The 12917-nt window shown below is 48.6% G+C and carries 16 protein-coding genes and 1 other RNA gene; 4 read left to right on the top strand and 13 right to left on the bottom strand.

The window, feature by feature from the left end; genetic code table 11:
- Window positions 1–58 precede the first annotated feature (58 nt).
- The gene (locus NZM01_07690) at window positions 59–493 is read left to right on the top strand and encodes an acyl-CoA thioesterase (protein MCS6959915.1); all 435 of its coding nucleotides are present in this window, start codon (window positions 59–61) and stop codon (window positions 491–493) included.
- On the opposite strand, the gene NZM01_07685 is transcribed toward NZM01_07690, so the two are convergent.
- Window positions 443–1543 (bottom strand): 5-(carboxyamino)imidazole ribonucleotide synthase, encoded by a 1101-nt coding sequence (locus NZM01_07685; protein MCS6959914.1) that lies wholly within the window; start codon window positions 1541–1543, stop codon window positions 443–445. The two genes, NZM01_07690 and NZM01_07685, sit on opposite strands and share 51 nt — an antisense overlap.
- A 316-nt stretch (window positions 1544–1859) precedes the next feature.
- On the opposite strand from NZM01_07685, the gene ssrA reads away from it, so the two are divergent.
- Window positions 1860–2245: a transfer-messenger RNA gene (ssrA, locus tag NZM01_07680) on the top strand.
- Here ssrA and NZM01_07675 read toward each other — a convergent pair.
- The 12 genes from NZM01_07675 to NZM01_07620 form a co-directional block, all read right to left on the bottom strand.
- Window positions 2244–2588 carry a pentapeptide repeat-containing protein gene (locus NZM01_07675; protein ID MCS6959913.1) on the bottom strand — a complete coding sequence of 115 codons (345 nt, stop codon included), beginning with the start codon at window positions 2586–2588 and terminating at the stop codon, window positions 2244–2246. The two genes, ssrA and NZM01_07675, sit on opposite strands and share 2 nt — an antisense overlap.
- A gap of 43 nt (window positions 2589–2631) precedes the next feature.
- Window positions 2632–3774: a DUF4350 domain-containing protein gene (locus NZM01_07670; GenBank protein MCS6959912.1), complete on the bottom strand. Its 1143-nt coding sequence runs from the start codon at window positions 3772–3774 to the stop codon at window positions 2632–2634.
- On the bottom strand, window positions 3771–4355 hold the full coding sequence (locus tag NZM01_07665; GenBank protein ID MCS6959911.1) for a hypothetical protein: 585 nt from the start codon (window positions 4353–4355) through the stop codon (window positions 3771–3773). Before NZM01_07665 ends, NZM01_07670 begins: the two co-directional genes overlap by 4 nt.
- Window positions 4348–4713 (bottom strand): ferredoxin, encoded by a 366-nt coding sequence (locus NZM01_07660; GenBank protein ID MCS6959910.1) that lies wholly within the window; start codon window positions 4711–4713, stop codon window positions 4348–4350. The genes NZM01_07665 and NZM01_07660 overlap by 8 nt, the downstream gene beginning before the upstream one ends.
- On the bottom strand, window positions 4679–5197 hold the full coding sequence (locus NZM01_07655; protein MCS6959909.1) for a thylakoid membrane photosystem I accumulation factor: 519 nt from the start codon (window positions 5195–5197) through the stop codon (window positions 4679–4681). Before NZM01_07655 ends, NZM01_07660 begins: the two co-directional genes overlap by 35 nt.
- The gene (locus NZM01_07650; GenBank protein ID MCS6959908.1) at window positions 5184–5933 is read right to left on the bottom strand and encodes a GTP cyclohydrolase I; all 750 of its coding nucleotides are present in this window, start codon (window positions 5931–5933) and stop codon (window positions 5184–5186) included. Before NZM01_07650 ends, NZM01_07655 begins: the two co-directional genes overlap by 14 nt.
- A gap of 157 nt (window positions 5934–6090) precedes the next feature.
- Window positions 6091–6552, bottom strand: a complete 462-nt coding sequence (locus NZM01_07645; protein MCS6959907.1) for a YbjN domain-containing protein — start codon at window positions 6550–6552, stop codon at window positions 6091–6093.
- 2 nt (window positions 6553–6554) lie between these two features.
- Complete coding sequence (locus NZM01_07640) at window positions 6555–7004, bottom strand: YbjN domain-containing protein (protein ID MCS6959906.1); 450 nt, start codon at window positions 7002–7004, stop codon at window positions 6555–6557.
- A gap of 54 nt (window positions 7005–7058) precedes the next feature.
- Window positions 7059–7844 (bottom strand): TPM domain-containing protein, encoded by a 786-nt coding sequence (locus tag NZM01_07635; GenBank protein ID MCS6959905.1) that lies wholly within the window; start codon window positions 7842–7844, stop codon window positions 7059–7061.
- 12 nt (window positions 7845–7856) lie between these two features.
- Window positions 7857–8453, bottom strand: a complete 597-nt coding sequence (locus tag NZM01_07630) for a chorismate lyase (protein ID MCS6959904.1) — start codon at window positions 8451–8453, stop codon at window positions 7857–7859.
- A gap of 61 nt (window positions 8454–8514) precedes the next feature.
- Window positions 8515–9444, bottom strand: a complete 930-nt coding sequence (locus NZM01_07625) for a saccharopine dehydrogenase-like oxidoreductase (GenBank protein MCS6959903.1) — start codon at window positions 9442–9444, stop codon at window positions 8515–8517.
- A 26-nt stretch (window positions 9445–9470) separates the two neighbouring features.
- The gene (locus NZM01_07620; GenBank protein ID MCS6959902.1) at window positions 9471–10235 is read right to left on the bottom strand and encodes a hypothetical protein; all 765 of its coding nucleotides are present in this window, start codon (window positions 10233–10235) and stop codon (window positions 9471–9473) included.
- Between the two features lie 59 nt (window positions 10236–10294).
- On the opposite strand from NZM01_07620, the gene NZM01_07615 reads away from it, so the two are divergent.
- Together NZM01_07615 and NZM01_07610 are read left to right on the top strand one after the other, a co-directional pair.
- The gene (locus NZM01_07615) at window positions 10295–10744 is read left to right on the top strand and encodes an ATP-binding protein (GenBank protein ID MCS6959901.1); all 450 of its coding nucleotides are present in this window, start codon (window positions 10295–10297) and stop codon (window positions 10742–10744) included.
- A gap of 23 nt (window positions 10745–10767) precedes the next feature.
- Window positions 10768–12909 carry a bifunctional (p)ppGpp synthetase/guanosine-3',5'-bis(diphosphate) 3'-pyrophosphohydrolase gene (locus NZM01_07610; protein MCS6959900.1) on the top strand — a complete coding sequence of 714 codons (2142 nt, stop codon included), beginning with the start codon at window positions 10768–10770 and terminating at the stop codon, window positions 12907–12909.
- Window positions 12910–12917 lie beyond the last annotated feature (8 nt).

Genomic DNA, 12917 nt, shown 5'->3' with positions numbered 1-12917 from the left:
CCTCTGTAGCTATTCCTGATTTTGATTGTATTTTTAGAGAAATCATTTAATTGTCGCCATGGGATTTATCTGTTATCGCCGGGTTTACTTTGCCGATACCGATGGGGCAGGTGTTGTTTATTTTGCCCATGTCTTGGCTTTTTGTCATAGTGCCTATGAGGAGTCCCTGCGTACTAGGGGTGTGAATATGGTGGAGTTCTTTACAGGGGAGTCTCTCGCCTTTCCCATCACCAACTGTGAAATGAGTTTTGTTAGACCAATCCTGTGTGGTGACCTGTTAACAATAGAACTGACAGGAAAACCAGAGGGGTTTGCGGAGTTTGTCACTTTCTACCAGGTTAAAGTTGGTGAGGAGTTAAAAGCCCAGGGTAGTTTGCGCCATTGTTGCATCGATCGTGCTAATCGGCAGCGGTCTCCGCTTCCCCCCTATATCCTGGACTGGTTAGCTAGTCTGGGCGTACCAGAGATGTTCAACAGCAGCGGCAGTCATTAATGCCTGGTCGTAGCTATCGGCAAGGATGGTGACATGACCAAGTTTGCGCCCCGATCGGGGTTGTTTATGGTACCAGTGGAGATAGGCGCGGGGAAATTGCTGTATTTGCTGTAGCCTATCTTTGTATTGTTTGTCTGTTATATCTAGCCCCAACAAATTGACCATGACAGCTACGGGAGCAGTCATATCAGTTGCACCTAAATTCATGCCTAAAATCGATCGCAACAGTTGACTGAATTGAGATGTGAGGCAACCTTCAATCGTGTAATGCCCTGAATTGTGGGGACGGGGTGCCATCTCATTGATGAGAATTTCTTGGTCATCAGTTAGGAAAAATTCAATGCCCAAAATGCCTACATAGTTGAGGCTAGTCACGATCGTGGTGGCTATTTCATTAATGCGGCTTAGAATATTATTGCTGATTCTAGCAGGTGCAATAACAAAACGGCATACTTGGTCGATTTGTTGTGTTGTCACAACGGGAAAAAGACTAATTTCCCCGCTTAACGATCGGGCTACCATAATTGCTAGTTCCTGCTGAAAATGGATAAAAGGTTCCACAATTATACTTGCATTCCCTGTGCTTGCCCAATAGGAAACTAGTTCATCTTTTGTGTTGACGATTTTCGTACCCTTACCGTCATAACCCTGACGACAAAGCTTGGCTACGGCGGGAAAACACGGATTAGGTTGTTGCAGGTAGTCATCTAGCAGGGCATACAAAGGTGTCGGCAGATTGTAATGACGGAGAAATTGTCTCTGTTCATATTTGTTGACTAAAATCGCTAGACATCTGAGGTCAGGTGAAAACTTTACTCCCCGATCAGCAAATCCACGCAATTCCTCTAAACTGCAAAACTCATTTTCAAATGTGATAACAGACGATCGTTGAGCTAAATCTGCTAAATCTTTTGCTACGTAGTCGGCTACAGGAATGGCAGGATCAGTAGGGGAACTAGGTAAAATAGCGAGGGGAATAGATAACGATCGGGCGGCTTCTGCCGTCATCATAGCTAGCTGTCCTGCCCCGATTACTCCTACTGTCGTCATAGATTTTCCGAACCCGCCTCTGCAGACATTAAACACAAAGAAAAGATAGTATTGCATATTAAAAATTTAGGCAAGTCGACCAATACCAGCCAGGGAGTGAACCAGCCATCTACTCCCCAACTATAAAACTGGATGCACTCCAACTTCAGATACTACCCGCCCAGAAGGTAACCAAACTTAGAGGGGCACGGTAGATGAACCTAGTTTAGATGGAACCAGATCGAGTTGTGTGAGTAGGCTCTTTCCTGGGCATGAACTTGTGGTCATAGAGAAATTCCAATACCAGATCTTAGCTCGGTAGCTTATAATGTTAAGTGGGACCGTAACGGTTTCGACGTGTTAGTAGAAGCTCGCTTATGAGGCAGGTCGAGAGGGAGTGTCTCTCGTAAATCAAAGCTCAAAAAAATAAGTGCAAACAACATCGTACCCTTTGCTCGTAAAGCAGCTGCAGTAGCTGCCTAAGGATCCAAGACAGCGATCTCGAGGCTCAGTAGGCGACTCCGTTAAGTCTATTGGGCAAACCCCAACGGATGCGGTAGTTGCTCTTCTTCTGCGGACAGCTACCTAAGACTAGCAGGAGCATCCCTACTACCGGGGATAAGGGGTAGTCCCAGTTACCAGGGTTACGGTAACTAAGCCTGTGAAGGAATAAGCGGCTAGGCGCTAATGCGGACGGCAGTTCGACTCTGCCCGGTTCCATTTATTCAAATCTAGCTCCTTCCAAATGGGCGTGGTCTAGCTTAGCAAGGCTGAGGTCGGCTTTGCGCAAATCTGCATTCCGTAAGTTAGCCCGACTCAAATCTGCTCTGGTTAAAATTGCCCCACGGAGGTCTGCTCCTTCCAAATTGGCACAGGAGAGGTCAGCCCAGCCTAGGTCTGCTCCCCGCAGGTCAGCATGGGAAAAATCGGAGTGACATAGGATTGATTCACTGAGGTCAATGCCGTGCAGGCAGCAGTGGGAAAAATTGGCGCGATGGAATTTGCTCTGTTCAAAATTACGCTCCCCTTGCTTGTACCGATCGATTAACTCCTTGGCACTCAACATATAGGCTCATTTAACCACTCTAGATATGATAGCGAGGGTATTGCTAGTCTAGCTGGGTTCTTAACGCAAATAAAAGTTTGAGCCAGTTGAAAATAGACTTGATGTCACTTACCGATCGGTTAAAGTGTAGAACTCCTAGCAGTTCTTGAGGGGGACGTTTAGTTTTTTGACTCCAAGTTTCTGCTAGTTCCCCAAGAGAGAGTGGAGAAGAGCCCAGACCCAATTTTTGTTGTAGATAGTTTTGTTCTGCTCTAGCAATTTTATCGACGAGAAATTCGTATCTTTCAGCCTTAAACAGGACTTCACTAAGGGCATTGATATAATCTAGGTTGTTATTTTTCACTGGGGGAAAGAGGGGAATAATGTTGCCAAAGCGGCGATTGTTTGCCCAAATCAATAATAACAGGATACATCCCAACTGTAATACCATCACAGCAACGGGAGTTTGGGCTAAATAACTGAGCCAATCATCGACATTGCGCTCCTCTTTTAACTCCTCCTTGTCCATGTAGCCATGGAGATATTCATCTACGAAAATCTGGTTAGTCTTAGCCCGCACTAGCTCAGCTAGGAAAGCAAAATTGCCCTGCCAATCTTGATAGGCATTTGCTGCTAAGTAAGGCGTAACTATGTAAACTAAATGACCTTTACCTAAGGATATATCTACACCTACAGCACCGAACTTATCTGTTAGCAGCAGCTGCGATTTTATGGTTAGTGCTCGTTCTATTGTGGGAAGGCGGTAATAAGTGTAATACTGGTAATTATCTAGGGGTAAGCGTCGTTTTGTTTCTACTTTTACTAGACCCTGGTTCGTCGCAAAATGGGAATCAAATGGTGCATTACTAGCAGGGGCAAATAATCCCACCATCACTAGGCAGTTTCCAGCCTTGACCCAATCTACCAGTTTGTCTATAACGTAACCATAGCTAAGCTCAGGATAGACCCGCACTAAAGTCGCATTTTGTTTGGGTGGATTTTCTAGGAATTTTGCCTCAGACTTGCGCCACTGTTTTATGTCATAGCCCTGGTCTTTCATGTACCTATACCATGCGCCATAGCCATCTGGGAATTTACTATAAGTTGAACCTGTTTGCAAAGTGTTGCGGGGTGGAAATAGAACTGTAGCTATAACAAGGGTTGCCACAATGATGCCAATTACTATCCACAACCGCTTGTTTTTCATAGCTGACTAACTACCCGATCGAAGGCATTTTTGCAATCGATAAATTCCTGCTCCGATGTACTGCTATTACTAAAATGTAGACGTTCATGGAGGTTAATAATAGTCAGAAAATCAGTGAGGGGTTGTAGTCGTTTTTGGCGTAAATATAAACGGTATTCCCCATCGGTACGACTGGCTTCCTGGGGAAGAATATCCCGATCGTGTAGCAACTGTAATAAAGCTAAATAAAGATAGCGACAGGCAGCGGCATAGTCCCCTTGCTGCAAATTTAGTTCAGCCTTCCCTAGCAGTTCTGCTACTCCCTTCTGGGGCGTTATGATTGTGCCTACTGCCATAATTCTTCTTTGTCTCTCCAGCCAATAGTTGCGCCCCAGTCGATAGAGTTTTAATCCTAACCACGCCAAGAATACCAGCAACATTGCCCAGGCAATACCAGTTAGTAATTCGGATAGCCAAAGGGGCAGAGGGTCGTAGGTAGTGTTAGCACTAGAGAAGCGGGTGACGGTTTCCCACCATTCGTTGAAGTGGCGGCGTAGTTTGTTAATCTCCCAACCAATCCCCGTCCGCCGAAACTCAGCCATGGATAATAAATTCTTCTACAGGCTTGCCACCAATTATATGCTCCTGTAAAATGCGCTCAATTACTTCGATCGTGACGCTATGGTACCACACCCCTTGGGGATAGACTACCATAATTGGACCTTTGAGACAGAGGCGTAGGCAGTTTGCCTTGGTACGAAAAACAGTTTTTTCCAACCCTAGCTCCGTAATCCGCCGCTTCAGGTACTCCCACACTTCTAATCCCAATTCCTTGTCACAACACTTGGGCTTGGTTTGGTCTGCACAGAGGAATAGGTGGTATTGCAGGGTTGGGATGCCGAAGTTGCGATAGAGGTTCTCTAACTCAGCGGTTGAATTCGTTGAAGAAGGGGGAGTCATTTTTTAGCTTTGCCATAGGACTAGGAGTGTCAATGCCTACCACCGAGCGCAACGCTTTATCTAAATCCGCTGGCTCTGGCAATCCTTCGTAATTATACACTACCTGGCTGTCGGTGCTTACTAGAACCCACTGGGGTACGAAACCACCGTAGTACTGAGCTGTCGTCTTGTCGGCAATTAGGCTGTCTACATTGATCGGGATAATGCTCACTAGCTTGGAATAATAAAGTTGGACTTGGTTCAGTAGGGGGGTCACCCGCTTGCAGTCAGCACTATCGTCCACATAGAAAAACAGCAAAGCCGGACGGTGTAATTCTCCGATCGACTGTTGCAAGGTCACCCTGGGGGGTACTAGGGAGCCATTACCCCCGTACAGTACAAAGATATTGCCATCGTACTTGTCGTCGTTAACTGCTCCATAAACTGGCGGGAGAGTTAATAACCCCACCAGCAACAGCAGGCATATAGCTTTAACAACGGTCATTGAAACCATGGGCACGAATTAAATCAAAAAACTCCTTCTTGGCATGGGGATCAGTACGGAAAGCACCCCGCACAATGGAATTAATCATCTTGGTTTCAGGCTCCTTCACCCCCCGCCAGGACATACACATATGCTGTGCTTTGATGACAAACGCCAACCCCTTGGGCTTGATGAGCTTTTCTATGATGTCTGCCACCATCACCGCTGCCTCTTCCTGAATATGGGGACGACTCATCACCCAATCCACAATGCGGTTGAATTTGGAGATGCCAATCACCCGATCGCTGGGAATAATCCCCACCCAGGCGTGACCGATGATGGGGACAAAGTGGTGGGAACAGGCAGAACGGACTGTAATCGGTCCCAGAGTGTAAATTTCATCTAGTTCCTTAGCATTGGGGAAGTCTGTAATTTTGGGCATGGGGTGGTACCTGCCCTTGAATACCTCATCTACATACATCTTGGCAACGCGGTGGGCAGTTTCCCTGGTGTTATGGTCGTTGACCGTGTCGATAATGAGGGAGTCAAACAAACTTTGCAGTTTCTCCTCAATTTCTTGCTTGAGTAGCTCCCGCTCTGCTTCAGTGATGTATTCGGCAATCGAGTCGTTGGCAAAGTAGGATACGTTCTCTCTTTCCAAACGCTCCCGAATAATTTGGGAAATCGGTCTCTTATAATTAAAATCCTTACAGTTGCGCTCGTTGCTGGTTGTGGAACGATGGGGAGTAATAGTCATGCTAAAGGCTTACCCTAACTAAATGAGCATTGTTAACGTATTCTGGGATACACTGACCCTTGAATGACTGTCTTCTACCTGAGGTACTAGCTGACATAACCATTCTTTAACATTTTACACCTAGGGGCAAGTCCCTATCCCCTTCTGCAGATTTAGTTTAATTTGCCCCCAGTTCCAGCATCCGATCGATGGCTCTTTCTCCTCCCCAGGTCTTGACAATAATGTCGTCGTACTCATCTGCAATCTGGAGGACGGTACTCACGGAGGTCTCGATCTCCTTTTTGTCGCAGGTGGAGCCGATTAGCTCGGCGTGGAACAGAATGTCATCCTCGGGGTCAAGGCTAAAGCCGCCAAATTTGATCTTATTGTTCTGCCGCAGTAGATAATCCAAAAGATCGGGCTTGACGGTCGCCCCGGTCACTACGTAAGACCAGATGCTGATCAGGGCTTCCTCATCCCCATAGTCTTGCACTTCCACTACCGCGATTGCTGACCCCGCATGGAGAGCAAAAATTGGCAACTCTTCATCGGGCATGTAGACGTCGTTTTGGTAAATCTCCTGTAGCCACTGCTTCAGTTTTGCATAGCAGGCTTGTTGCGCTTGGGTGCGTAAATTCATAGCTATTGCTCCATCATCCGATCGAGGGCCCGTTTGCCACCCCAGGTTTTGACTATATCATCATCGTAAAGGTCGGCGGTTTCCAACACAGCAGAAAGACTGGTCAGCAGTTCCTTTTTGTCACAGGTAGAGCCAATCAGGGAAGCATGGACCCGAATGTCCCCATCCTCGTCAATGCTGAACACGCCAAACTGTAATTCGTAGTTTTTTTGCAACAGGAACCGCAGGAGGTCGGGTCGTAGGTCAGCCCCCGTTACCACGTAAGCCCACACTAGAATCAAGGCTTCATCCTCACCCAGGGGAGACACCTCTACCATGGCGGTCGCTGAACCCATGGGCACTACAAACAGGGGAATTTCATAAGGGGGAGTTTGCACATTAACATAATTTTCCGTAAGCCAGGGGCGGATTTTTTCGTAGGTCTGTTGCTGGACAGCTGTTTTGAATTTCATGGAATTGTGCCATAACACCTTTGGCTTAAGGATAGCGCGAAAGGGGGACGGTTTTTAAGTGGATTTCACGCTTTTGCTCGGTGTCGGGATTAAATAGGCAATTATGCTCCCCCCCACAAACCCTGCCAAATTGCGCACGATCGGTAGAATGTCGCTGGTACGGCTCACTACTGGACCAATGCCGAAGGCAAAGAAGAGCATTCCCCACAGGGGCGCGAGGACTAGTGCCCATTTCCAGGCAAAAATTTCTCCCTCTTTACGGGGATGACCAGCAAAGCCAAACACTAACCCCCCCAAAATTGAGGTCATTAGCGTTAATAACCACTGCTCCTGGGGTAAACCTGGCACTACAGCACAGCCGTTACGATCGAGACAGGTCATAATGGCATCCAGAGCTGCCAAAATTGATTGGTCTTCCCCCCGATCGCGGACAAAAAATTGATTGCCATAGCGGGACTGTAACTCAATCCAGAAAGTACGGGGTAAGAGCGCATAGACAGCATCCCCCACGCTGAAGTTCAACAGGTTGCGCCCCCGACTGTCGGCTACTAGCATGATACTGCGATCGTTTAAGCCCCAAAAATCCTTCACGGCTCGCCCCGGTGTCACATCCACTTGCGTTAGCACCCGCAGTTTCCACCCTGTCCTTTGCTCAAATTCTGCTAACCGCCGATCGAGTCTGCTCCTCTCTGCCTCCGTGAGAAACTTCCCCAAGTCCACTACATTGGTGGGCTGGTCTGGCAGCAACTCTGGGGCATCGTAGGCATAGGCTCGTCCTCCCCCCACCAGCAGAGCCAACAGCAGACAGCAGCTTAGCAATACCCGAATTAACCACACCATAGGGATCAGTTCTTAACATTTATTTACATTATAGACGGACGGGCCCAAGTATTTCTCTAGGAGGGGGGAATAGACTTCATAGATGAGGGTCAGGGGTGCACCGCCATGCCAGAGGAGGTAGTGTCTACCCCAGTAGGGTCCAGGGTGGCCGAAGGTAGCTGTTACCTCAGGACAGTGCCCGTAGTAGATTTGCCGTAGGTCGCGGTAGAGTTCTGTGTGTTTTTGGTTGAGGCTTTTCCAGATGGGCAGTTGGGGGTTGTGGAGATGATCCCCGATTGTTTTTTGACTCCACCAGGAGGTGGCATGGGAAAATACTTCCCCCGCACTACTCTTGAGCCAAATTTGGCGGCGGACGCGGGGAGCAGCAATAGCATCAATTTCGGGGGGAGCACTGTCCCGATCGTTGCCAATGGGAATCATCTCCACTACATCCACAACGATTTCCTGCTGGGTCAGGAGTTGCAAGTGGCGGGTAGGCGCGCCATCCCCTAGGAGAAACATCTGCCAGTAGGGAGAGAGCCGATCGAAGGGTAAGCCTTTGTGGATAACTTCCTGGTTACCTATCCAGAGGGGCTGAATCTGACACCAGGGCTGGGTCAAAACCTGCATGAGTCCTTCCTGCGTTTTACATTTTTTTACAATTGTAGCGAGGGTAGTGGCAGGTGGGGGGCTAACGCACAAATTGGGGCATGACCTCGGCCGCGGTGAATACGCCGTAGATACCCCGATCGTGTAACTGTTTGCCTGCTTTGAGGTAGCCAAAGGCGGGACCGCAGACATTAGCTGCCATACTGGTTTCGTCACCGAGGGTGAAGGTATGGGTCGAGATTTTGCCTTCAAAGGTGCGCCCTGTCAGTTTCATGTGGGTACTAATGGGCTTTTTAGGATTGCGGGTATCTACAATTCCGCCAACCGTGACTTGACTGCGGTGACAAATGCCCAGGCGCTCTAACATGAGGTCGTCAGCATGTTCCATGTTCTCCAGGGTGAGGATGCCCTTGGTCTGTTCTAGGAGGGCTTCCACCTCCGCATCAGTCATAGCTCTGGCTGTTTCTACATCGTAGCCTGGCATATGGGCAATGTCTTCACGGATAGTGGCACGGTAGGCTGTCCAGTTGGCGATGCCTACACCGAATCTGATTTCTACCTTGTGCACTTCGCTAAAACTCTGGGCTGCCACTACTGCCGCGGCGGTCAGTAAGCCTGGCGTTGCCCCACAACCAGTCATGTAGGTAATCTGGCTTTGTTGTAGTCGGTCACTGAGGGCTAAAATCTGCTCCATAGCGCTGGTACGCTTGAGGGCATCCACCAACACACCCCGCCACCCCGATCCTATAAATTCCTGGGCGACCTCTGCCATGAAGGTATTAGGCAAATTGGGCAGGGCTAGGAAAAAAGCATCGATCGGTTTTTCCTGCAAAATGCGGATACTGTTTGCTGCTGGGGTCAAAGTTAGTTGCCGATAATCTAAGCCCTGGGGGTCGTAGGCATAGCCACTGCGGTCGCACACCCCCACTAGACGCATTTCCTGTTTTTGCGCCAACACCTGGGCGGCAGCTTTGCCTAATCCTCCTAATCCTAAAATTCCTACACGTATCATTGCGGCTGTCTCTCCTGTTATAGGCATCAGATCATATTAAAACGATCGAGTAATCGTTTGAGCACTTCCGTGAGGGGTTTGGTGAGGGAACGGCGATCGGGATAAATTAAGCGCTGTTGGATAGGCAAATCAAAGGGGAATAGGCCTTCTAGGGGATCACTTTGAATTTGGATTAAGATTATCTGTTCTGGTCGTTTTGCCTGCAGGGCGTAACCCGTTTCTAAACAGACATGGGGACTCAGGAGTAGTTGGGGTGGCTCGCCATCGGTAATAGCAATGGGGCTGACATCAGCAACAAAAATTAGACTGCGTTTTAGTTTAGTCATCAGGTTACTTTTTAATTTAATCGGTTCCTCCTTCGGACGGTGGGAAAACTCTAGGCTGAGGGGAAATCTAGTTTTTTTGTTGAGTTCGGGCACAATTTCTTCTAAGGTTTCCCGAATAATGACGCTAGTTTCTGGGCGCTGGCTTTGATAGGAAAAGAAGATACTAGGGTTTAGACGGGCATTGCTCTCTTGCTTGAGAAAATAAATTTCGTGGCTACGCAAGTCAATGTTGGCGATCGTGTAGGTGCCGCTCCCTTCGATGTAAAACTCGATCGTGTCCCCGCCCAAATAGCGTTGAAACCATTCCGAGGCTTCTACTTCCGCGGCTTCATCGAGGAAATCTGCCCGCAGAGCTGATTTGAGGAGGCTATTTTTGGCTAAACGTAAATCATGGGGTCGGCGGGTAATCGCACTAAGGGGTTCATATTCAGGCAGATACCACGCTTTGACGGAAATAATCGCCATGATTTAACCTCGGAATTGGCTTTAATTTACCATACATCTCTAGGTAGAATAGAGGGGGTGTGTGGGAAGGAGTTGTCTGCGTGGGTCTAGCCGCTCCCTGGGGAGTGAGAAGGCAGTCAGGGTCTCTCCAGTTTGCCTCTACCCTATACTTCCAGCCTGTCCTGGCGTTTTTGGTGAGTTCAGTGCCCCCGCTGTGGCAAGCAGAGATCAGATTGGGTCTACAGGAAGCCCTAGTAAATGCTGCACGGCATGGTAACAGGCTCGATCCCAAGAAAAAAATTACAGTGGAGTACTGCGTCCAGGGGGAGATTTTTAGCTGGCGGATCACTGACCAGGGGGAAGACACAGTGGACTGTTTTAGGGGGGAATGCTCTGTGCCTGATGTGCTGTCAGAGCAGGGGCGGGGAGTGTATATCCTCTATCAGATTTTCGATCGGGTGGAGTGGTCGGGACACACCCTGTACCTAGAAAAACATCTCACATCAGGAAAGCATCCTTTTATACTATAAACAGACCCCTAGAGTGGTACGCAATGGACAGAGAGGTAGAAGATGACCTGCCCAGCTATTGCCCCGATTGGATTGTCAACGAACCCCTAGTGAAAAAAGCGTTTGACTTTGCCGATCGGTTGCACAAGGGACAATTGCGTGCTTCTGGTGAACCCTACATCATCCACCCCATTGCGGTGGCGGGTTTATTGCGAGACCTGGGAGGGAGTAGTGCTCTGATTGCAGCGGGGCTGTTGCACGACATCCTAGAAGACACGGATACGACACCGGAGCAGTTGGAAGCGGAATTTGGGGTAGAGGTGACGCGGCTGGTGCAGGGGGTAACAAAGTTATCAAAGTTCAACTTTGGCAGTAAGACGGAGCGGCAGGCGGAAAATTTCCGGCGGATGTTTATGGCGATGGCCCAGGATTTCCGGGTGATCGTTGTGAAGCTAGCTGACCGTCTCCACAATATGCGTACCCTGCAGCATCTACCCCCCCAAAAACAACAGGCAATTGCCAGGGAGACGATGGATATTTTTGCCCCTTTGGCGAACCGTCTGGGGATTGGACAGTTTAAGTGGGAGTTGGAAGACCTGGCCTTCAAGTACCTGGAACCAGAGCAATATCGACGCATCCAGAGCTTGGTGGCAGATACAAGGGCTAGAAGAGAAGAGCAAATCAATCAAGTGGTTGCTGCCCTAAAGGAGAGACTCGATCGTCTAGGTCTTACCCATGCCTCTGTCTATGGTCGTCCCAAGCACCTCTATGGTATTTATAGCAAAATGCTGCGCCAGGGCAAGGACTATGAAGAAATCTATGATGTCCTGGCAGTGAGGATTATCACAGCAACGATCGATGAGTGCTATCGTGCCCTAGCCGTTGTCCACGATGCTTATAAACCAATCCCTGGGCGCTTCAAGGACTATATTGCTCTCCCCAAAGCTAACCGCTATCAATCCTTACATACCACGATCGTGCTTCCCACTGGTCAACCCCTTGAGGTACAAATCCGTACGCAGGAAATGCACCAAGTAGCGGAATATGGGGTAGCTGCCCATTGGAAGTACAAAGAATCAAATAATGGCATGATGCCCGATGAACGGTTTGTTTGGTTACGCCAGCTAGTGGAATGGCAAAAGGAATACAAAGACGACCAGGAGTACTTAGAGTCAGTCAAGGAAGACCTGTTTGACAGTGAGGTCTATGTCTTTAGTCCGAAAGGGGATGTCTATCAGTTACCGAGGGGAGCCACCCCCGTTGATTTTGCCTACCGTGTGCATACGGAGTTGGGGAATCACTGCTGCGGTGCGATTGTCAATCAAAGGATGGTGCCCCTAAATACAGAATTACAAAACGGCGATATTGTGATGATTCTCCGCAATAACAACGCCCATCCCAGTTTAGATTGGATCAATTTCGTTGCCACTAACTCGGCAAAACATCGCATTCGCCAGTGGTTCAAACGCTATCACCGAGAAGAAAACATTGCCAGAGGAACAAGCCTCCTGGAAAAAGAGCTAGGGAAAAACGGCTTAGAAGTACTGCTGCGCTCCGATCAAATGCTCAAAATTGCCGAACGGTGCAACTACCACTCTGTGGATGACTTGCTAGCGGCATTGGGGTATGGGGAAATCTCGGTTCTAAGTGTGGTCAATAAACTGCGGGAACAACCGGCGCAGCAAAGTCTAAAACTGCCCAGTGCCCCCGCTGCTCCCAGCAAAACCGCTATTGTTGGCTTAGAAGGTCTCCTCCATCACATCGCCAGTTGTTGTAAACCCTTACCAGGGGAACCCATTATTGGCGTTGTCACCCAGGGCAGTAATCGCGGTATTTCCATTCACCATCAAGACTGTAGCAATCTTAAGCAAGTCCCCCCCGATCGGTTAGTGCCCATTAGGTGGAGCGAATGCCAAAATAAACCAACTATCTATCCCGTTGATATTGAGGTGACAGCCATCGATCGGGTGGGTGTGATGAAGGATATTTTAGCTAGAGTGGCAGACAACAAAGTGAATGTGAGAAATGCCAGTGTGGATACTGCCCCAGGACAGGCAGCAGTGATCAAATTGACCATAGATATTACCGATCGGGCACAATTTGAAAAGGTCTGCAGTCAGATTCAGAAAATGAGTGATGTTTTATCAGTGCGGCGGGTGATCAAAGACAACGGCACCAGAATTTGAGCTTTAGC

The sequence above is a fragment of the Pseudanabaenaceae cyanobacterium SKYG29 genome (assembly GCA_025055675.1).
Classification (GTDB): Bacteria; Cyanobacteriota; Cyanobacteriia; order Pseudanabaenales; family Pseudanabaenaceae; genus M5B4.
This window is presented reverse-complemented; position numbering and strand designations above follow the sequence as displayed.

Bases quoted from the DNA above. Each gene is read 5' to 3' on its own strand.
- NZM01_07675 (MCS6959913.1), bottom strand. From the start codon at position 2,588: ATGTTGAGTGCCAAGGAGTTAATCGATCGGTACAAGCAAGGGGAGCGT.
- NZM01_07630 (MCS6959904.1), bottom strand. From the start codon at position 8,453: ATGCAGGTTTTGACCCAGCCCTGGTGTCAGATTCAGCCCCTCTGGATA.
- NZM01_07620 (MCS6959902.1), bottom strand. From the start codon at position 10,235: ATGGCGATTATTTCCGTCAAAGCGTGGTATCTGCCTGAATATGAACCC.
- NZM01_07655 (MCS6959909.1), bottom strand. From the start codon at position 5,197: ATGACCGTTGTTAAAGCTATATGCCTGCTGTTGCTGGTGGGGTTATTA.
- NZM01_07640 (MCS6959906.1), bottom strand. From the start codon at position 7,004: ATGAAATTCAAAACAGCTGTCCAGCAACAGACCTACGAAAAAATCCGC.
- NZM01_07610 (MCS6959900.1), top strand. From the start codon at position 10,768: ATGGACAGAGAGGTAGAAGATGACCTGCCCAGCTATTGCCCCGATTGG.
- NZM01_07660 (MCS6959910.1), bottom strand. From the start codon at position 4,713: ATGACTCCCCCTTCTTCAACGAATTCAACCGCTGAGTTAGAGAACCTC.
- NZM01_07670 (MCS6959912.1), bottom strand. From the start codon at position 3,774: ATGAAAAACAAGCGGTTGTGGATAGTAATTGGCATCATTGTGGCAACC.
- NZM01_07650 (MCS6959908.1), bottom strand. From the start codon at position 5,933: ATGACTATTACTCCCCATCGTTCCACAACCAGCAACGAGCGCAACTGT.
- NZM01_07690 (MCS6959915.1), top strand. From the start codon at position 59: ATGGGATTTATCTGTTATCGCCGGGTTTACTTTGCCGATACCGATGGG.
- NZM01_07685 (MCS6959914.1), bottom strand. From the start codon at position 1,543: ATGACGACAGTAGGAGTAATCGGGGCAGGACAGCTAGCTATGATGACG.
- NZM01_07625 (MCS6959903.1), bottom strand. From the start codon at position 9,444: ATGATACGTGTAGGAATTTTAGGATTAGGAGGATTAGGCAAAGCTGCC.
- NZM01_07665 (MCS6959911.1), bottom strand. From the start codon at position 4,355: ATGGCTGAGTTTCGGCGGACGGGGATTGGTTGGGAGATTAACAAACTA.
- NZM01_07635 (MCS6959905.1), bottom strand. From the start codon at position 7,844: ATGGTGTGGTTAATTCGGGTATTGCTAAGCTGCTGTCTGCTGTTGGCT.
- NZM01_07645 (MCS6959907.1), bottom strand. From the start codon at position 6,552: ATGAATTTACGCACCCAAGCGCAACAAGCCTGCTATGCAAAACTGAAG.